At 65.2% G+C, this 19,153-nt stretch carries 22 protein-coding genes; 2 read left to right on the top strand and 20 right to left on the bottom strand.

The features are described 5' to 3' along the window. Positions 1 to 44 precede the first annotated feature (44 nt). A complete protein-coding gene (locus ACVOLO_RS11890; RefSeq protein WP_481570503.1) occupies positions 45 to 392 on the top strand; it encodes a DUF2834 domain-containing protein in 348 nt (115 codons plus the stop codon). A gap of 105 nt (positions 393 to 497) precedes the next feature. Beyond that, a complete protein-coding gene (locus ACVOLO_RS11895; protein ID WP_481570504.1) occupies positions 498 to 1,310 on the top strand; it encodes a nucleotidyltransferase domain-containing protein in 813 nt (270 codons plus the stop codon). Positions 1,311 to 1,448: 138 nt separating this feature from the next. Here the strand turns inward: ACVOLO_RS11895 and fliP are convergent, their stop codons facing one another. From fliP to fliD, 20 genes are all read right to left on the bottom strand, one after another. Beyond that, entirely contained in the window at positions 1,449 to 2,231 is a 783-nt protein-coding gene (fliP, locus tag ACVOLO_RS11900) for a flagellar type III secretion system pore protein FliP (protein WP_481570505.1), read from the bottom strand. Between the two features lies 1 nt (position 2,232). Then, positions 2,233 to 2,640 (bottom strand): flagellar biosynthetic protein FliO, encoded by a 408-nt coding sequence (fliO, locus tag ACVOLO_RS11905; RefSeq protein WP_481570507.1) that lies wholly within the window; start codon positions 2,638 to 2,640, stop codon positions 2,233 to 2,235. Then, positions 2,637 to 2,984: a flagellar motor switch protein FliN gene (fliN, locus tag ACVOLO_RS11910; protein ID WP_481570508.1), complete on the bottom strand. Its 348-nt coding sequence runs from the start codon at positions 2,982 to 2,984 to the stop codon at positions 2,637 to 2,639. Before fliN ends, fliO begins: the two co-directional genes overlap by 4 nt. Next, entirely contained in the window at positions 2,977 to 3,993 is a 1,017-nt protein-coding gene (gene fliM, locus ACVOLO_RS11915; protein ID WP_481570509.1) for a flagellar motor switch protein FliM, read from the bottom strand. Before fliM ends, fliN begins: the two co-directional genes overlap by 8 nt. A gap of 9 nt (positions 3,994 to 4,002) precedes the next feature. Beyond that, positions 4,003 to 4,515: a flagellar basal body-associated FliL family protein gene (locus ACVOLO_RS11920; protein WP_481570510.1), complete on the bottom strand. Its 513-nt coding sequence runs from the start codon at positions 4,513 to 4,515 to the stop codon at positions 4,003 to 4,005. 402 nt (positions 4,516 to 4,917) lie between these two features. Further along, positions 4,918 to 5,985, bottom strand: a complete 1,068-nt coding sequence (locus ACVOLO_RS11925; RefSeq protein ID WP_481570511.1) for a flagellar hook-length control protein FliK — start codon at positions 5,983 to 5,985, stop codon at positions 4,918 to 4,920. After that, the gene (fliJ, locus tag ACVOLO_RS11930) at positions 5,982 to 6,434 is read right to left on the bottom strand and encodes a flagellar export protein FliJ (RefSeq protein ID WP_481570512.1); all 453 of its coding nucleotides are present in this window, start codon (positions 6,432 to 6,434) and stop codon (positions 5,982 to 5,984) included. Before fliJ ends, ACVOLO_RS11925 begins: the two co-directional genes overlap by 4 nt. Beyond that, positions 6,431 to 7,822: a flagellar protein export ATPase FliI gene (fliI, locus tag ACVOLO_RS11935; protein ID WP_481570513.1), complete on the bottom strand. Its 1,392-nt coding sequence runs from the start codon at positions 7,820 to 7,822 to the stop codon at positions 6,431 to 6,433. Before fliI ends, fliJ begins: the two co-directional genes overlap by 4 nt. Continuing rightward, entirely contained in the window at positions 7,819 to 8,469 is a 651-nt protein-coding gene (locus ACVOLO_RS11940; protein ID WP_481570514.1) for a FliH/SctL family protein, read from the bottom strand. Before ACVOLO_RS11940 ends, fliI begins: the two co-directional genes overlap by 4 nt. Then, positions 8,466 to 9,452, bottom strand: coding sequence for a flagellar motor switch protein FliG (fliG, locus tag ACVOLO_RS11945; protein ID WP_481570526.1), 987 nt, complete (start codon positions 9,450 to 9,452; stop codon positions 8,466 to 8,468). The genes ACVOLO_RS11940 and fliG overlap by 4 nt, the downstream gene beginning before the upstream one ends. A 10-nt stretch (positions 9,453 to 9,462) precedes the next feature. After that, a complete protein-coding gene (gene fliF / locus ACVOLO_RS11950; protein WP_481570515.1) occupies positions 9,463 to 11,112 on the bottom strand; it encodes a flagellar basal-body MS-ring/collar protein FliF in 1,650 nt (549 codons plus the stop codon). A gap of 12 nt (positions 11,113 to 11,124) precedes the next feature. Beyond that, the gene (fliE, locus tag ACVOLO_RS11955) at positions 11,125 to 11,481 is read right to left on the bottom strand and encodes a flagellar hook-basal body complex protein FliE (RefSeq protein ID WP_481570516.1); all 357 of its coding nucleotides are present in this window, start codon (positions 11,479 to 11,481) and stop codon (positions 11,125 to 11,127) included. Positions 11,482 to 11,919: 438 nt separating this feature from the next. Next, the gene (locus tag ACVOLO_RS11960; protein ID WP_481570517.1) at positions 11,920 to 13,392 is read right to left on the bottom strand and encodes a sigma-54 dependent transcriptional regulator; all 1,473 of its coding nucleotides are present in this window, start codon (positions 13,390 to 13,392) and stop codon (positions 11,920 to 11,922) included. Then, the gene (locus tag ACVOLO_RS11965) at positions 13,385 to 13,765 is read right to left on the bottom strand and encodes a response regulator (protein WP_481570518.1); all 381 of its coding nucleotides are present in this window, start codon (positions 13,763 to 13,765) and stop codon (positions 13,385 to 13,387) included. The genes ACVOLO_RS11960 and ACVOLO_RS11965 overlap by 8 nt, the downstream gene beginning before the upstream one ends. Before the next feature lie 14 nt (positions 13,766 to 13,779). Next, positions 13,780 to 15,189, bottom strand: coding sequence for an RNA polymerase factor sigma-54 (gene rpoN, locus ACVOLO_RS11970; protein WP_481570519.1), 1,410 nt, complete (start codon positions 15,187 to 15,189; stop codon positions 13,780 to 13,782). 262 nt (positions 15,190 to 15,451) lie between these two features. Then, positions 15,452 to 16,084 carry a response regulator gene (locus ACVOLO_RS11975; RefSeq protein WP_481570520.1) on the bottom strand — a complete coding sequence of 211 codons (633 nt, stop codon included), beginning with the start codon at positions 16,082 to 16,084 and terminating at the stop codon, positions 15,452 to 15,454. Positions 16,085 to 16,165: 81 nt separating this feature from the next. Beyond that, positions 16,166 to 16,735: a PilZ domain-containing protein gene (locus ACVOLO_RS11980; protein ID WP_481570521.1), complete on the bottom strand. Its 570-nt coding sequence runs from the start codon at positions 16,733 to 16,735 to the stop codon at positions 16,166 to 16,168. Next, positions 16,732 to 17,043, bottom strand: a complete 312-nt coding sequence (locus ACVOLO_RS11985; RefSeq protein WP_481570522.1) for a hypothetical protein — start codon at positions 17,041 to 17,043, stop codon at positions 16,732 to 16,734. The genes ACVOLO_RS11980 and ACVOLO_RS11985 overlap by 4 nt, the downstream gene beginning before the upstream one ends. A 1-nt stretch (position 17,044) precedes the next feature. Then, positions 17,045 to 17,464, bottom strand: a complete 420-nt coding sequence (gene fliS / locus ACVOLO_RS11990) for a flagellar export chaperone FliS (protein WP_481570527.1) — start codon at positions 17,462 to 17,464, stop codon at positions 17,045 to 17,047. Positions 17,465 to 17,574: 110 nt separating this feature from the next. Further along, positions 17,575 to 18,939, bottom strand: coding sequence for a flagellar filament capping protein FliD (gene fliD / locus ACVOLO_RS11995; protein ID WP_481570523.1), 1,365 nt, complete (start codon positions 18,937 to 18,939; stop codon positions 17,575 to 17,577). Positions 18,940 to 19,153: the final 214 nt, after the last annotated feature.

Below are 19,153 nucleotides of genomic sequence, written 5' to 3' on the forward strand. Positions count from 1 at the left end.
TCAATGCGATACAGACGTTTTTCCCAACCGAAGAGATGCCCTGGATGCGTTTTCTCTACCTAGTCCTTTGTATCGTTGGTGCGGTGCTGCCGCTTGCTCAGTTCCTGCCCTGGCTGGCGGCCCATGGGCTGGATGTGCCGCTGTTGTATCAGCAGGCAACGGAAACACCTGTGGCCGCCTTTGCATGGTCGGATGTGCTTGTTTCAGGCGTGGCCGTTGGCGTGCTGATCATCGTCGAAGGGCGCCGGCTGAAGATGCCAGGGCTGTGGCTTCCAATGCTTGCGCTTCTGGTGGGGCCGTCATTGGCATTGCCACTGTTCCTGCTTCAGCGCGAACAACACGTCATCCGCACCGGGAAGCGTGAGCCATTCGACGGTAGCGATGCGCGATAGCAGGCACACCGTTTCAATGCGCTGTTTTTCATCAGACCCCGACTGACCCCGCGCACCCAGAGGCGCAGAACCAACTAGTTCGCTGCGATAGAGGCGCGGCAGCCCATGCAACCCACCACGATTCCCCCTGCTCACGCATCCTTTCTTGAACGCGCCTTGCCGCTTTTGCAGGCCGATTCCCGCATCGTTGGGGTGGCCGCTGCCGGCTCATTCGCCAGTGGGACGATGGACGAATTCAGCGATGTTGATTTGACCATCGCCGTTGAGCCGGATTCGCTGGCTGCCGTTCTTGCAGAGCGCAAGCATATTGCCGCCCAGCTCGGGCCACTTCTGGCGGCATTTACCGGCGAGCACGTGGGAGAGCCGCGCTTACTTATCTGCCTGTATCAGGGGGAGGATGGCGAGGCACCCTTGCATGTGGATCTCAAGTTCCTGGCAGTGCCGGATGTTTCCGCTCGGGTTGACGAGCCTGTCGTCCTCTGGGAGCGCGAAGGCAGGGTGAGCGCGGCGTTGGCCACGGGCACGGCACAGTATCCCGCGCCCGACCTGTCCTGGATCGAGGATCGCTTTTGGGTGTGGGTGCACTATGCAGCGCTCAAGATTGGACGCGGCGAACTGTTTGAGGTTGTCGGCTTTCTGGCCTTCCTGCGTCAGCAGGTACTCGGGCCATTGGCGCTCGTGGAGGCGGGTGCCCAGCCTGCAGGTGTGCGCAGGCTGGAATCGGCTGCACCCGAGCGGGCCAGGCAGCTCCGCGGGACCGTGGCTGGCCATGACCGCGAATCATGTCTTCGCAGCGTGCATGCGGCGGTGGAAATGTATCTCTCGCTAAGGACGTCCGTCGGCACGGATGGTCTGGAGAGAAATGAAGCTGCCGAACGTGCAGTCATGGCCTTCCTGGCGGACATTGCGTCGCGATGATGGGCCGCGCAACGTCATCAGCTTTCGCCCCGGACGTTACCCTGCCGAATCGCAGTTTCTGAGCCGACACCCAGCGCATCCTGGACGAAGCCGCGGGTTGATCGCGGCTTCGTGCGGGAACTCCGTGACCGCCACGGCTCACACCACGTTGAAGCTCGCTGCCAACGTGCCGACCACCAGTACCCAGCCGTCCACCAGCACGAACAGCAGGATCTTGAACGGGGCTGACACCAGCATCGGCGACAGCATCATCATGCCCATCGACATCAGCACGCTGGAGACCACCAGGTCGATGATCACGAACGGGATGAAGATCAGGAAGCCGATCTCGAAGGCGGTCTTCAGCTCGCTGGTTACAAACGAGGCCACCAGCACCGGGAACGGCACCGCATCCGGGCTGGCATAGGCGCCGTGCCCGGCCAGGCCGGCGAAGGTCATCAGGTCGGTCTCGCGTACCTGCGCCAGCATGAAGGCGCGCAATGGGTCGGTGGTCAGCTTCCAGGCCGTCTGGAAATCGATCTGTCCATCCAGATAGGGCGCCATGCCGGTGGACCAGGCCTTGTCCCAGACCGGCATCATCACCATCGCGGTCAGGAACAGCGCCAGGCCCAGCAGGATCTGGTTGGAAGGGGTTTGTCCGGTGCCCAATGCCTGGCGCAACAGGCCCAGCACGATGATGATGCGGGTGAAGGCGGTCAGCACCAGCAACATCGACGGCAGCAGCGTAATGGCCGTCATCAGCAGCAGGGTCTGCAGCGGCAGGCTCACCGGCTGGCTGCCGATCTTGCCGACATTCACGTCCGGCAATGCCGGCAGCTGCGGTGCGCCCGGCGCGGCGAAGGCAAGCAGCGGCATCGCCAGCAGTGCCAGCAGCACGAACAATTGCCAGCAACAACGCTGGTTGAGACGAAGGGCCGGCATGTCAGGCATCCTTGCGCAGCTTCTGCGACAGCAGTTGCGCGAAATTCGGTAGTTGTTTGAGGTTGGGCAGTGCCGTTGCGGGCGTCTGCGGCAGCGGCTCGGGCAGGGTGTGCAGGGCGCTGATGCCGCCGGCCGTCACGCCCAGCAGCAACTGCTGGCCGTTGACGTCCACCACCACCACGCGCTCTTTGGCGCCGACGTTGATACTCGCCACCACCTTCAGGCCTTCGGCAGGGCGGAACCCACCGCCGGGCAGGCGCTTGAGCACCCAGCCCAGGCCGATGATCAAACCCAGCACCACCAGCAGCATGAACACCGCGCCGAACATGCTCGGCGTGTTTGCCGCATGTTGGCCGACCGGCGTTGCCGCCTTGGCGGCAGGCGCGGCGAGAGCGAGCAATGCGATCAACGCAGTCTCCGGATCCGCTCGCTGGGGCTGACCACGTCAGTCAGGCGCACGCCGAAGCGGTCATTGATGACCACCACTTCGCCGTGGGCGATCAAGGTGCCGTTGACGAACACGTCCAGCGATTCGCCGGCACCGCGTTCCAGCTCCACCACCGAGCCCTGGTTGAGCTGCAGCAGGTTGCGGATGGGCAGGCGTGCACGGCCGACTTCCAGTGACAGCGTCACCGGGACGTCGAGTATCACGTCCAGATCAAGATCGGTGCCGCTGGCCGCATCGGCCTGCAGGTTGGCGAACTGTGCCGGCGTGGCGGACGCGGCAGTGTCGGGGGCTTCGGTGTCATTCATTGGAGGTGTCCTGGATCACGGGAACGTTGGGACGTTTGCCCGGCGGATGGGTTGCGGTGATCTTGATGGCGTTGCGCTCGTTGGCGACGCCGAACTGGCCGGTGAACACCGGGATGCCTTCCACGCACAGCGGCACGTCCTTGGGCATGTCGATGGGCAGGATGTCGCCGATCTTCAGTTTGGTGAGCTCACGTAGGCTCATGCGGCGGCGTGCCAGCACGCTGGAAAGCTCGACCTCGGCGGTATTGAGCTGCTCGCGCAGCATGATGGCCCAGCTCTCGTCGCGGTCATTGCGGTCGCTCTGGATGCCGGCGTCGAGCAGCTCGCGGATGGGCTCCAGCATCGAATAGGGCAGGGTGATGTGGATGTCGCCGCCGCCGCCGTCCAGTTCGACATGGAAGCGGCTGACCACCACGTACTCACGCGGGCTGACGATGTTGGCGAAGTGCGGGTTGATCTCGGAATTGATGTAGTCGAAATCGACGTTCATCACCGGGCCCCAGGCTTCGCGCAGGTCGGAAAAGGTCTGCTTGAGCATCAGCTGGATCACCCGCATCTCGGTGGCGGTGAACTCGCGGCCTTCGATGCGGGTGGGGTAACGGCCGTCACCGCCGAAGAAGTTGTCGACGATGGCAAACACCAGCGTCGGCTCGAACACGATCAAGCCGGTGCCGCGCAGCGGCTTGAAGCGGATCAGGTTGAGGTTGGTCGGCACATACAGCGAGTGCAGGTAGTCGCCGAATTTGATCAGTTCGATACCGCGCACCGACAACTCGGCCGAGCGGCGGATCAGGTTGAACAGCCCAATACGCCATAACCGTGCGAAGCGCTCGTTGACCATTTCCAGCGTCGGCATGCGCCCACGGATGATGCGGTCCTGGCTGGCGAAGTCGTAGGCACGCGCCTCGCCCGGTGCAGGTTCGGGCTCGGCAGTGCTGACGTTGCCCGAATCGACACCGTGCAGCAGGGCATCGATTTCGTCCTGTGAGAGCAGGTCGTTGATGCTCATCGTGGTCCCTTACTGGGTGACAAAGCTGGTGAACAGCAGGTCATCGGCCGACTTCTTGCCGGTCTCGGCCTTCATCAGCTTCTGCACCTCGGCCAGGGCCGAAGCCTGCAGGGCTTCCTTGCCGGCGCGGTCGGCGATCTGCGCCGGCTCAACCTGCGAGAACAGCATCAACAGCTTGGCGCGGATGGCCGGTGCATGGGTCTGCATGGCCTGCAGCGCCAGCGGGTCGCGGGTCATCAACTGGACGTCCACCTGCAGGTAGCGCGGGCCGTCGATGGGGCCGTTGAGGTTGACCACGAACGAGGGTTCCAGCGCGAAGTACTGCGCCGGTGCCGGCGTTGCGACGGCGGGCTTGTCCGCGGCGGCGGCGCCCTGGCCCTGGGTGAAGTACCAGACAGCGCCACCGGCACCACCGGCGGCAACCAGTGCGATCAGCGCAATCACCAACAGCGGACGCCGCGACTTGCCCGTCGCCTCCTTGGTCGGTTCGGGTTTACGGGATTTGTCGGCGGCAACAGCCACGGGGTGCTCCTCAGGATTACTGCCCGTTCACATGCAAGGGCCGTGCCGGAGGAGTGGAGAAGGGTGGTGGCGGAATGTTGACGGGGACTGTCCCCCTCTCCCCAACCCCTCTCCCGTGAGGGGAGAGGGGCTTAGTACGCCGCAATCTGAAGCTTTCTCAGCAACTGCAGCATCGACGCCGCTCTCACCCGATGAACGGGAAGCCTTTGCGGGCGCGGGAGGGGAGCTTCGCTCCTGGTGGAGAGCCGGGCGTTTCCCTTAGGCGCACGTATCCGGCTACCCGAGGACTTGGATGAGCGTTCCTGAGGCTGGCCGTCTGACATCAACGCGGCGATCAATACGCTCCCTTCTCCCCTTGCGGGAGAAGGTGCCCGAAGGGCGGAAGAGGGGACGCCTCTCCCCTCAGGCGTACGCATCCAGCAGCCCGCGCATGCGCAGGGTTTGCGTTGCCGGTGCCGGCATATCGACGCCGGATTCCTGTCCGCCGCCGAACGCGCTGCCGCCTGCGGACTGACCATCGCCACCTTGTTGCTGTGGCGAAGGCTGCTGGCCGACATCGGCCTGCGCCAGTTGCAGGCCTTGCTCGCCCAGCATTTCGCGCAGGCGCGGCAGGCTGCTTTCCAGTGCCTGTCGCACGTCGGCGTGGGCACTGCTGAAGCTGGCATGCACGCGGTCGCCGTCCAGCTGCAGCTTCACTTCCACCAGGCCGAGGTCGTGCGGGGTGATGCGGATGTGTGCGTGGCCGATTTTCTGGTCGGCCAACCAGCCGACGCGGGCGCCGAAGGTCTCGTCAAAATCCCCGCTGTTGATATCCGGTGTCGCGGTGGGCGCCTGCACGCTTGTCCCCGGCGCGCTAGCGCGCAGATCCTGCACGGTCGGGTTTTGCAGCAGGGCGCTGACGTTGTGGGGTAGCGGTGCTTCAGCAACATCGAGCTTGCTGCCAAGCTGTTCGTCGCCGGGCTGGGCGATGCCCAACGGCAATGCCAGCTCTGCCGGCTCAGCGGCTTCGCTGGCGGCGCTGATGGCCGTGGCAGCCGCAAGCGCGGCGGGGGGCCCCGGCAGGTTGGTGTTTGCCGGCGGCGGCGCCGTTTGCGCGATCCCGGTGGCTGGCGGCGGCGTGGCTTCCGGTGTGGGCGTCAGCATTGCCGACAACCCCAGCGGCGGCCATGGGGCCTCCTCAGCCGGTTCGGCAGCCTCGCTCCTGCTGTGGTCCGCCGTCGTCGGGGCAGCGGCGGCGGTCTCTTCGCTCTCGCTGCTGCTGGCGTCATCGTGGCCGGAAGACGTGCGGGGTGGCCGCGCGTCCTTGTTGCTCGCCTGTGTCAGCGGATCGGATTTCTGCGCGGCTGGTTTGTCCTGCAGCAGCGCGTCGAAGCCGCTCTTGGACTTGCTGTCGCTGCTTCCGTTGGCGCGCGGCGTGGTGCCGGCATCGGCATTGCCCGCAACAGACAGGCCGGACGTCAGCACGTTCACGCCTCGTCTCCTTCCGCAGCGGCCTGCGCCTGGCGAACGCGACGGGCGCCGATCTCATCCATGTCGCGCTGGTCGCGGCGATCCTCGGCCTTCTTTTCCTGTGCGCGATAGCTGGCGGCCAACTGCTCAAGCACCTGCTTGTCGCGGCTGGCCAGCAGCAGGCGGGCGCGTTCGGCATCCACGCGTTCGCGGTTGCTGTCCACGGTCTTGCTTTGCGCTTCCACGGCGTTGTCCAGCCGGTCCAGAAACGCGCGCCGGTTGAGCAACTGCGCGGCGCTGGTGGTGGACATCTGCGCGTTGGCATATTCCTCGGCGTACTGGCGCAGCTCGGACAGGCGCGACTGGTGGACGTCCAGTGCCCGCTGGCGTTCGGCCAGCTCTCTGGCAACTTCGTCCTCGCGCTCCTGTGCGTGGCGCAGCAGGGGATCCATGCGGCGGGAAGGGCTCATGTGGCGCTCTCTTTATCTACCAGCTGTTGCAATGCGTTGAGGCTGTGGCCAAGGTCGGCGGCGGCGTGCACGTCCTGGCCGAGGAATTCCATGATCTCGGGCCAGCGGTCCAGTGCTTCATCGGTGAGCGGGTCGTTGCCGCGTTGGTACGCGCCGATGGCGATCAGGTCGCGGTTGGCGGTGTAGGCCGACACCAGCCGCTTGAGTTTGCGAATGCGTGCGCGCCAGATGTCGTCGGCGATGTCCTGCACCACGCGGCTGACCGAGGATTCCACGTCGATGGCCGGGTACAGGCCGGAGTCGGCGACGCGGCGCGACAGCAGGATGTGGCCATCAAGGATGGCGCGGGCGGCATCGGCGATGGGGTCCTGCGGATCGTCACCTTCGGTCAGCACGGTATAGAAGGCGGTAATCGAGCCACGCCCCTTGGCACCATTGCCGGCGCGTTCCACCAGGGCCGGCAGTTTGGCGAACACCGACGGCGGGTAGCCGCGGGTGGTCGGCGGCTCGCCAACGGACAGGCCGATCTCGCGCTGCGCCTGGGCGAAGCGGGTCAGGGAATCCATCAGCAGCAATACGTTCAGGCCCTGGTCGCGGAACCACTCGGCGATGGCGGTGGCGCGGTAAGCGCCGTGCAGGCGGGCCAGCGGTGGGCGGTCGGCCGGGCTGGCGACGACGACCGCGCGGCGCAGGCCTTCTTCGCCCAGCGTGGTTTCGACAAAATCGCGCACTTCGCGGCCACGCTCACCGATCAGGCCCACCACGATCACATCGGCGGAGGTGTAGCGGGTCATCATGCCGAGCAGCGTTGATTTACCCACACCCGAACCGGCGAACAGCCCCACGCGCTGGCCGCGGCCAATCGGCAGCAAGGCGTTGATCGCGCGCACGCCCACGTCCAGCGGCTGGGTGATGGGCTCGCGGGCAAGCGGGTTGATCGACACGCCGGCCATGCTGACGTTGCCCTCAGCGCGGATCGGCCCCTTGCCATCCAGCGGCACGCCATCGCTGTCGATGACGCGGCCAAGCAGGCCTTCACCCACTTCCACACCACTGCGCCGGTACGACGGCACCACACGCGCGTTGGGCAGCAGGCCGTGCAGCTCGGCGCTGGGCATCAGGTACGAGCGGTCGCCGGAGAAACCGACGACCTCGGCATCTACCCAGCCGCCGTCGATGATTTCGACTTTGCAGTTGGACCCCATTGGCGCTTCGCAACCGACCGCTTCCAGGGTGAGGCCGACCGCACGGCGCAGAATGCCTTCGCGGACCAGACCGTGGCCGGCGGATGCATCCAGCGATATGCCGTCCAGGCGAGCGGCCAGGCGCAGGTTGCGCGCGGCTGCCCACTCGGCCGGTGCGGGCGAGGGCGTTTCGACGGTGCTCACGGGTTGGCTCCGGCGCGGCGCAGCACGGTGCTCAAGGCTGCGCGCAGGCGCGCGTCCAGGGTGCCGTCAATGCGTACGGTCTCGGCATGTACGCGCAGGTCGCCGCGGCTCAGGCTGGTATCGGGCGAAAGGCGCTGGCCTTCCGGCAACGACAGCAGGCCGCTGAGCGCGGCAATGTCGTCCGGATGCAGGCGCACTTCAACATCGCGGTTGGCCCCGCTGACGGTGTCCAGTGCCTCGTTGACCAGCTCGGACAGCAGCGAAGGATCCGCCTCGTAGGCGCGGCCGATCAGCGCGCCGGCGATGCGGACCGACAACTCACCCAGCGCGCCGACGACTTCATTTTCCAGCCGAACCAGCGGCCGGCTGAAGTTGTCGAGGATGCCCTCGATCTGTGCGACCAGACGGCGGACTTCGGCTTGGCCCTGCGCATAACCTTCGCCATGGCCCTGCTGGAAGCCTTCTTCCTGCGCGGCATCGCGGATGGCCTGCACTTCCTCCAGCGTCGGCAACTGCACCGGCGGCGGGGCCGGTTCAGCGGCCGTGATGGTTTCAATCAGGTCCGATGCAAATGCGGATGCGGCCGGTTCAACGACGGTCGACGGCGCGTTGAGGTCCGGCGCGTGCCAGCGGACGGCATTGTTCACAGCATGGCCTCCGCGCTGCCGCCGACGGTGACGGTGCCTTCGTCCGCCATGCGCTTGACGATGGCCAGGATTTCACGCTGCGCGGCTTCCACATCGGACAGGCGCACCGGGCCGCGTGCTTCCATGTCTTCGAGCAGGATTTCGGCCGCACGCTGGGACATGTTGCGGGTGATCTTGTCGCGTACCTTGATATCGGCACCGCGCAGGGCAAGGCCGAGCCGCTCGCCGCTGACTTCGCGCAGCACCAGCTGCATTTCGCGGTCATCCAGGTCCACCAGGTCGTCGAAGACGAACATCAGGTCCTGGATGCGGTTGCCCAGCGGCGCATCGATGCGCGCGATCTCGCTGAGGATGGCTTGGTCCTGGCCGCCGTCCATGAAATTGAGAATGTTGGCTGCGCACTGCACGCCGCCAATGCTGGACGACTTGAGATTCTGGTTGCCAGCGAACTGGCGTTCCATGATCTCGTTGAGCTCGTTCAGTGCATTGGGCGGAATGCCGTCCAGCGTGGCGATGCGCAGCAGCACATCGACGCGGGTGCGGTCGGGCAGCAGCTTCAGGGCCTCGGCGGCCTGGTCGGTTTCCAGGTGGGCCATGACGATGGCGATGATCTGCGGGTGCTCGTTGCGGACCAGGTCGGCCACGGCACGCGGGTCCATCCACTTCAAGGCATCCAGGCCGGTGGTGTTGCGGCCGAGCAGGATGCGGTCGATCAGGTTGCTGGCCTTCTCGTTGCCCAGCGCCTGCACCAGCATGTTGCGGATGTAGTCGTCCGAGCCAACGCTCAGCGAGGTCTTGTTGCCCAGCTGTGCGCCGAAATCGTCCATCACCTGTTGCACCTGCTCGCGGGTGACATCGCTGAGCGTGGCCATGGCGATGCCGATCTTCTGCACCTCCTTGGGCTCCATGTGGCGCAGCACTTCGGCCGCGTCGGTTTCGCCCAGCGACAGCAGCAGTACGGCGGCGCGTTGCACCCCGGTCATGGGAACGGCGTCAGTCATTTGCCACCCAGCCCTTCACGACCTGTGCCACGCGCTTGGAATCGGTGCGCACGGCCTCACGCGCCATGCGCAGACGTTCTTCATAAGCATCGACCGGCAGGGCGAGCTTGGCTTCGTTGTCCAGACGCAGGCGGTCAGCGGCCAGCTCGGGCATCTGCGTGCCGTCGTCCATCACCTGTACGTCGGCGCTCAGTGGGTCGTCGCTCTTGCCCGGCAATGCCTTGGGCGGGCCGGAAATCTGCCGCAATGCCGGGCGCAATACGCCAAACAGCAGGGCCAGTACGACGATGGCGCCGAGCACCAGACGCAGGGCATCGCGCAACTGCGGGTTCTCCCACCAGTTGGGCGCTTCCACCGGAATGGACTCGCGCACGAACGGTGCATTCATCACCGACACGGTGTCGCCGCGCTCGGCGCTGAAGCCGACGGCCTGCTTGACCAGGGCTTCGACGCGGGTCAGCTCGGCCGCACTCAGCGGCTGGTCGCTGACCTTGCCGTTGGTGCCGGCACGCGGGACGTGATCGACCAGCACCGCCACCGAAACGCGCTTGACCCGGCCCGCCGGCTGACGGGTGTGCTGCAGGGTACGGTCCAGTTCGTAGTTGCGGGTGGCGTTCTTGGAGGTTTCCGTCGGCGTTGCAGCCGTTGCCGGCGCAGGCGCTGCACCCGGGCCCGGCGGGGTGTTGCTGGCGGCACCGGGAACGCCCTGCGGCCCGGCGGTGTTGGTGGTGTTTTCGCTGATCTGCTCGCTGCGCACCTTCTGCGGCTCGGCGCTGTACAGCTCGCGCGCTTCCTCGGTGACGGAGAAATCCATGTCCACGCTGACTTCCGGATTCACCCGGCCAGCGCCGGTCATCGGCTCCAGCAATTCGCGGATGCGCTGGTTGTAGGAGCCTTCCAGACGGCGCACCTGGTCGAACTGTGCAGCGTTCAGGGCCGCATCGCTGTTGGGATCGGCGATGGTGAGCATGCGGCCACTCTGGTCGACCACCGTCACCCGCTCGGGGGCGAGGTCCGGGATGCTGGAGGCGACCATGTGCACGATGGCGTCCACCTGGTTGCGTTCCAGCTGCTGGCCACCGCGCAGTTCCAGCACCACCGAGGCGCTGGCGACGTCGCGCTGGCGGGTGAAGGCGCTGGGCTTGGGAATGGCCAGGTGCACGCGGGCATCACGCACCGGGCGCAGGGTGGTGATGGTGCGCACCAGTTCGGTTTCCAGTGCGTGCTGGTAGCGGGCGCTTTCGACGAACTGGCTGACGCCGAAGCCGGGGTCGCGCTCCATCATTTCAAAGCCCAAACGGCCGCTTTCAGTCAGGCCCGAACCGGCCAGCTTCAGCCGTGCGTCGTGCACGTTCTTTTCCGGCACGCTGATGGCGCCGGTGGTGGCGTTGAGTTCAAACGGAATCTGCGCCGCACGCAGCAGGTCGGTGGCCTCGGCGGTGGCCTTCTGGTCCAGGCCGGTGTACAGCGGCATCATCTGCGGCTTCTGCGCCCAGAAAAACACGAACAGCCCGGCCGCAACGGCCACGGCGATCATCGCCATCAAGCCCAGGCGGCGGGTGATCTGCAGGCTTTGCAGGCGGTCGAACCAGGCACCGGCCTGCTGGCTGTTCAACGAATCTTTGGGAAGCGCGAGGGCCATGCGTTTCTATCCTTACAGCGGCATGTTCATCACGTCCTGGTAAGCCTGGACGAGACGGTTGCGGACTTCCACGGTGGCGCGGAACGCCAGCTGGGACTGTTGTGAGGCGACCATCACCTTGGCCAGGTCAGCACCGGGCTCGCCGCGCTCGAAGGCCGCAGCCAGTTGCCCGGACTTCTGCTGTGCTTCGTTCACGCCCTTGATCGCGCCCTGCAGGGTCTGGCTGAACGACGGTGCATTGACGCTTTGCCCTTCACTCAACCCCTGGATCGCGTTGCTGCGCGGCATGTCGGCCGACGGCGCAACCTGGCCGACCTGGGTCTGCAGGGTTCGGATCTGGGAAAGAACAGAGGTGATGGAATGAGACATCGAAACGGATTCCAGAGAGAGAGCTTTCTGCCTTCACAGTTGCAAGTGGCGTGCCACGAATGTGAAGACAGTTATCTGGCACCAGGGTGCGGAACGATGCCTGCAATCCGGCGTGCTGCCGGCTTTTCGACAGCAGGGCAGGGCCGGCGTCAGTGGACAGGCGTGGCGCAGGCAGCGGGGCGGAAAGGACATCGCCCGCAATCGTATTGATGGTGTTGTGGTGATCTGCCGTGGCTGCCGATGTGCAACACCGGGGCATGCTCGGCCGGGCGCTGCAGGCAATTCCCCGGGACGCAGCGTGACTGCGCTATCGAGGGGAATGTTGTTGCTGGCGGGTGTGTCGGGTCGTGCCCGGTCGTCCATCCCGTGGAGGCAAATCCCTGGCGCAGCAGTGCCGCGCTCTGCAGGGAAATGCCAGGGGTGCTGCCGGGCAGCCGCTCAGCTGGTGGCTTCCAGCTGGTCGCGTTCGATGCCGTACTTGCGCAGCTTTTCGACCAGGGTGGTGCGGCGCAGGCCCAGCAGTTGGGCGGCATGTGCAACCACGCCCTGGGTACGTTCCAGTGCTTCGTTGATCAAAGCCAGCTCGATGCCGGCCATGTGGTCACGCAGGTCCAGCCCTTCGCTGGGCAGGCGTGCTTGATCCTGGGCGGCGTGGGCGTCGCTGCTGGCCGCTGCATGAGCGGCTGCCGTGGTCGTCGTGGCCGTCGCCGGCAATGGGCGTTCATCGTTGCCATTGGCCGGTGTTGCGGCGTGATGATCGCCCCGGTAGCGGCTGGGCAGGTCCTGCACGCGCACCAGTCCATTGGGGTGCAACACCGCCAGGCGTTCGACCAGATTGGTCAGCTCGCGCACGTTGCCCGGCCAGGCGTAACCGGCCAAGGCCTGCAGTGCTTCGTGGGCAAAGCGCACTTCACCGCGGCCGGTGCGGGCCAACTGCGCGGCAATGGTTTCCACCAGCGCGGGAATATCGGTGGTGCGCTCGCGCAGTGCCGGTACTTCAATGGGGAACACGTTGAGGCGATAAAACAGATCCTCGCGGAACTTGCCTTCGGCGATGCGGGTTTCCAGATCGCGGTGGGTGGCGGCGATCACCCGCACATTGCAGCGGATGGTCTGGTTGCCGCCCACGCGCTCAAAGCTGCGCTCCTGCAGCACACGCAGCAGCTTGACCTGCATCGGCAGGCTCATGTCGCCGATTTCATCCAGCAGCAGGGTGCCGCCCTCGGCCATCTCGAAACGGCCCTTGCGCGCGGTCAGTGCGCCGGTGAAGGCGCCTTTCTCGTGACCGAACAGCTCGCTTTCCAGCAGGTCCGGCGGAATCGCGCCGCAGTTGATCGCCACGAACGGGCCATCGCGGCGCGGCGAACGCTGGTGGATGGCGCGCGACACCACTTCCTTGCCGGTGCCCGATTCGCCCAGCACCAGCACGGTGGTGTCGAAATTGGCGACCTGTTCGATCAGCTGGCGCAGTTCGGTGACGGCCGGGCTGTGGCCGGTCGGGCCGGTATCGTCGTTGCTGCCGGCCTGGTGTTCGGCATCCAGCCGCTTGAGGCTGGCGCGGCGCAGCAGTGCCTCGACCTGCGCATGGCGCATGGGTTGTTCCAGCGGCCAGACGTTGGCTTCGTGCAGGCCGTAGTGGCGCGAGAACGCCAGCGGATCGCTGTCGGCCAGCAGAATCGGCGGCGGCAGTGATGCGGCGGCCAGCCAGTTGAAAAAGCCGGCGGCACGGTCGGCATCCTCCAGCCCGCCGACGACGATGGCCATCCAGTCGTTGGCGCGGTGGCGGCGGGTGTCGATGTCCTGCGCTTCGCTGACCCAACGCGGGTTGAAATCCATGAATTCCAGCAGCGCGATGGTGCGCTCGGCCCGTACGGCATCAGCATCGATGACCAGAATGCGCGACTCACTCATGATCGGGGTCCTTCAGTGTTTCCAGGATCGGCATGACCTCCTGGATGTACGACAGTTTGCTGACGAAGTTGTCGGCACCGGCACGCAGGGCGTGCTCGCGGTGTTCGGAATCGTCGAAGTGGCTGGCGATGACGATGTACGGCGCATCGTCCTGGCTCTTGATCAGACGCGTGGCCTGCAGCCCGCCCATTTCCGGCATGGCCAGGTCCATCAGCACCACCTGCGGGCGCAGCGACTCGGAACGCTCGATCGCCTCCAGCCCGTTGGCGGCGCTGCCAATCACCTGCAGCCAGTCGATCTTGCGGAAATGGCGCATGGCGGCGTTGATGAAGCCTTCATGGTCGTCGACCAGTAGTACGGTGAGCTTGCTCATGGGAATCCTTGGTTTCAGCCCACACGGGCCAGCTGGGGCTTGGCATTGCTGCGCCGGCGCTCGCGGGCCGGGGCGATATCAAGCTGTTCGCGGTATTTTGCGACGGTCCGGCGTGCAATGTTTACCCCCTGGCGTGCCAGCAGCCCGGCGATGGCCTCGTCCGCCAGCGGGCGGGCGGCCGGTTCGGAGTCGATCAGGCGCTTGACCATGGCCTTGACGGCCTGCCCGGAGACACTGGCGCCTTCCAGCCGCACGGCGAAGAAATGCTTCAGTTCAAAGGTGCCGCGCGGGGTCTGCAGGTACTTGCCCGAGGTGATGCGCGAGACGGTGGATTCGTGCATGCCGATGATGTCGGCCACTTCCTTCAGGGTCAGCGGCGCCATGGCCTCTTCACCATTGACCAGGAAGGCCGCCTGTCGCTCGACGATCACCCGCGCGGTGCGCAGCAGGGTGTCATAGCGCATCGACAGGCCGCGGGTCAGCCAGCGGGCTTCCTGCAGCAGCTCGCGCAGCGGTTGTGCGGCTTCACCTGCGCTGTCAGCGACGGCGCGTTCGTAGCTGGCGTTGATACCGATGCGCGGCGTGGTTGCCGGGTTCAGCGCCACACGCCACTGGCCATCCGCATGCCAGGCAACCACGTCGGGAATGACGGTCATTTCCGGCTGCGGCAGCAGGGCTTCACCCGGCCGCGGCTGCAGCGACAACACCAGGCGGAAGGCCTCGCGCACGTCGTCCACTTCGGCATCCAGCGCCTGCGCCAGGGCATGCAGGTCATGGTTTGCCAGCAGCTGGATATCGGCATCGAGCAGGCGCTTGGCCAGGTGACGTGCCGGGACCCGGCCCGGCAACGAGGTCAGCTGGGCCAGCAGGCATTCGCGCAGATCGACCGCAGCCATGCCGGCCGACTCGCCGTGCAGCAGGCGCTGACGGATGGCTTCAACATCGGCGCTGGTGCGGTCCAGCCGCGCACAGGCCAACTGGGCAAGCGCCGGCAACGCGCCCTGCAGGTAGCCGGCCTCGTCGCATTGCTCCAGCCAGTAGCGGGCAATGTTCAGGTCGGCCTCGTCCAGTTCCAGCGCCAGTGCCTGCAGGATACGCAGTTGCGGATCGCTGGTTTCGCCTGCGGCGATGCGGGCCATGTGCTCGTCATCGGCACCATTCCAACTGGCGGCCGGCACGTCCCACAGGCTGGTTTCGGGCAGCTCGTCAAATGCAGCGGTTTCAATCTGGGCGGTATCGGTTGCGGTGCTGGCAACGCTGTCCTCGCGCTCCTCGCTCAGTTCCAGCAACGGGTTGTTTTCCAACGCCTGGCGCACTTCCAACTCCAGCTGCATGCCGTTGAGTTGCAGCAGGCGGATGGACTGGAGCAGGGCAGGGGTCAAGTGAAGTTGTTGACCCAGCTGTGCGGACAGAGTGGCTTTCATGCGTTTCCCCAGTTGCGCCGCACCATCGGCGCGTTGTGGAACGCATCTTGCGTGGCCCCTGTCAGGGCCGTAATAGGTGAGCCCCCGAGGGCTGTAATGTCCGCATCCACGACGAGTAGGGTTTTCCCCTACATAACGACGGTTTTATGACGCCCTGAGAGCGGAATATCCGTGTAAGCGATTGATTTAAAAGAAGTGCTGCCGTATCGGTGCCGGAAATCCGTTTCTGTGACGGGCGGCAGGTTAGGCGACGTGCTTCGGCTCAATCCAGGTCTTTTTCGTGGCGTACCGCGAGCAGCAGTAGGTCATTCGCGCGGCGGCAGCCCAGTGCCTCCATCATCCGTGCCCGATGGGTTTCCACGGTTTTGATGCTGATGCCCAGATCGGCGGCGATTTCCTTGGTGGTCCGCCCATTGCCGAGGTAGCGCAGGATCTGGCGTTGCCTGGGTGACAGTGCGGCGATACCCGTAGGGCGTGTCCGTGACAGCAGCGGCGCAAGCATCTTGGCCGAGATCTGCGGGCTCAGGAACACCTGGCCGGCATGCGCGGCGCGCAGCGCCAGTTCCAGCTCGGCCGGTGCTGCATCCTTGACCAGGAAACCCACCGCGCCGCGATCCAGCGCGTCACGCACATGGGCAGCATCGTCATGCATGGACATGATCACCGCACGTGCATGCGGAATGCGCTCGCGGATGTCGCTCAACGCATCCAGCCCACTGCGGCCGGGAAGGGAGAGATCCATCAGCACCAGGTCCGGCACATGGAACAGCGCCATCTCCAATGCCTGCTCGGCGTTGCTGGCCTCGGCGACGACTTCGATACCGTCGAACGACTGCAGCAACCGGGTAAGGCCGGCGCGCACCAATGTGTGGTCGTCAACGATAAGAACGCGCACGGTAATGAAATGACTCGACGGAATGCAGCACCTTAGCGGAGCCGACCGGGCGGCGCCAGCAGGCCAAAAGTACCGATTGATTCAACGATTACGACGGCTGTCAGCGATTTGACGCCGATGCAGCCTAAACAGGTGCCTTTCCAGTGCAGAAGCCAGTGCGTCGCTGGTTTCGTGCAGGCGCAGCCACAGATGAAAAGCACCTGCTGTACCCGTCTGCGCGAGCACCACCACGGGCAGTTCGATGTTGTCGGGCAACCATTCGGCGGGCTGCAGCTTCACCACGCCGGGCGTGCCGGGCGCTGCATCGCAGGGCTGTTCCAGATCAATGCGCAGGCCGTGCCGTGACCAGCGCAACGGGCGTGCCGGCAGCGCGGTGCTGGACTGCTGCAGCAGGCGCCCGAGCAGCATCAGGGTCAGATCCATGCGGGCTTCCAGGCGTTGCAGCTGTGCGCTGTTGTCGGTGCGTTCCTCGCCGTCGTCACCGCCGCGCGAATCCTCCACCAGTGCAACCGAGCGCAGGAGCATCTCCGAGGCCCCGGCGCGCTGCACGTTTGCGCCGGCCTCGAACACCACCGGCAGGGTGACGTCACAGGTAAGCGTGTCGTCAAACAGCTCCACTTCGGCAGGGTGGGAGAGGCTGGCGGGTGTCATGGCAATGCGCCTGCCTGCTGGTAGGCATTGACGGCGCGGGCCGACTGCCGCTCCTGACGCAGGTGGGAGGCGGCCTGGTCCCGCAGCTCGCGCATGCGTGCGATCAGGGCCTGTTGCTGTTCGTGGAGCTGTTGCAGGGCCGGTGCCTGCCCGGCCACACCATGTGCCTGGATGTAGGCACGCAGGCGTTCGTCATGATCATTGACGATGTGTTCCGCCAGTGCGTGATCTTCACTGTCGATGGCGTTCTTCAACGCTTCCAGGTCAGTCTGCAACGCCTGCAGCATGTCGCGTGGGTCAATGGGCATTTCAGGCTCCGTTGGTGGCCGGATGGCTGCGCTGCTCAACCGGGATCGCATTCCATGCCGATTCAATCTCACCCAGCAGGGAAAGCGACTCCTGCAGTGCGTCGAGGTCGTTGTTGAGGTTGGCTTCGGTCAAACGTTGCACGATGTAGTCGTAGAGCGCGGACAGATTCCCGGCAACTTCACCGCCGGCAGCATGGTCAAGCGAGCCGTTGAGGTGGCCGACGATGGCGCAGGCCTCGCCGATGGCTTTGCCTTTCAATGCCTGGTCACCTTTGGCCAGGAAGGCCTCGGCACGGCGCATGCGTTCGTTGGCACCTTCCAGCAACAGCGCGACCAGCTTGTGGGGGTCGGCATCCACCACCCGGGTGGAGACGCCAATCTGGCGATATTGCTCGGCGAAATTGCGGCTGGGGCCGTACATGTACTCGATCTCCTGGTGTTCGTGCAGTGAAGACAACTGCCGATACATCGTGTGTGTGGCTTGAACTGCTATCGGCCATCAGGACCGTTGGCTTGAGGCTGTCACGAAGGTCAGCCGGACATTGCCGACAGCTGCTGTGACAGGTAGCTGCTGGTGCCCTGCATCTGCGATACCAGCTTGTCCATTGCCGTGAACTGCGCGGTATAGCGCGCCGATACCTTCAGCATGCGGGCATCAAGTTCATCCAGCTGCTTCTCAAGCTTCTTGATTTCCTTGTTCAGGGCATCGGTGCGCTGCACCAGCGTGCCGGTACCGCTGTCAAGGTTGCTCTTGAGGATGCTGTTCATGCCCTCGTAAAGCCGGCCGCTCTTGCCGACCAGTGCCTCGGCCGAGGCCGGATTCTTGGCCATGGCCTTGTCGAAGGTGCTGGCATCCAGGGACAACGTGCCGTCCTTGGTGACGGTCAGGCCCAGTTCCTTGAGGTCAATGATGTTGGCGCTGAGCTGGCCGCGGAGCTGCTGCTGCATGCCGCGCACCATTGAATCGCCGGTAAGTACCGAGGCCTTGTCCTTCTCCGCGTCATAGGCACTTGACGTCTTGAGCAGGCTGACCGAGGCGTTGTACGCGGTGACGAATGCCTGTACTGCGGTTTTCAGCGGCTCGTTGTTCTGGGTGATGGTCAGCGCCGTTGTGGTGCCCGGCTCGGCCTTGGTCAGGTCCAGCGTCACGCCGGCGATGATGTCGCTGATGCTGTTGCTGCTGGATTCGCGGTCAAAACCGTCCACGCGCACGTGGGCGTTGGTTGGGGCGCTGGTCTGCGACAGGCCGCCACTGGTGCCGTCCCAGGTCAGGGCGGACAGCCCCCCATTGCCGCCGCTGGCGGTGACCGTCAGGGCACCCTCGGTGCCCGCATTTACCGCATTCAGCACCAGGTGCTGGCCGTCATTGGCGGTGATGACGGTGGCGTTGACCCCCTTGCCACCGGCCGCGCTGTTGATGGCGGCAGCGACGCTGGCAAGGTTGCTGCCCGGGGCGATGTCGACGGAAATGGAGTCCTTCTCGCCCCATGCGATGGAGAGCTTGCCGTCACCCACAACCTCCTCGGCATCGAACGCGCCCGAGCTTAGCTTCTGTGGCTGTGCGAGGCTGAGTACTTCGATGTTGTAGCTGCCCGCTGCGGCGAGGGTTTTGCCGGTGGTGGGGTCGGTGACGATGGTGGCACCGAAGCCGCTTTTCTCGGGGACGGAGGTTTTGTAAGCCCGCACATCAGCGGCCTTGCCCATGGCTTCCATCGCCGTCTGCAGGGTGCTGAGGGAGCTCTTGATGCTGCCCAGCGCCGAGAGCTTGGCGGTGGCGGTGGTTCCCTGGTTGTTGATGCGGTTGGCCGACGGCGCGCGTTCAGCAGCGACCAGCTGGGCAACGATGGTGGGGATGTCCAGGCCGGAGCCGATGGTGGACAGGGACGACGTGGCCATGTGATTTCCTCTTGCGGCAAGGGGATGGCATTGCTGCAGGCATCCCGGATATCGGCACCTGGCCGGATTGCTTTAGCCGGGTGATCGCGCAGGGAACTGCAAGTGGCGTGCCAGCGCATCGTCCTGGAGGCCAGCGGCGGCTATGAACAGGCCCTGCTGAAGTGCCTGCATCAGGCCGCTTTGCCCGCGGTGCGGCTGTGCGCCCGGCGTCCAC

Source organism: Stenotrophomonas sp. STEN056, assembly GCF_056759635.1.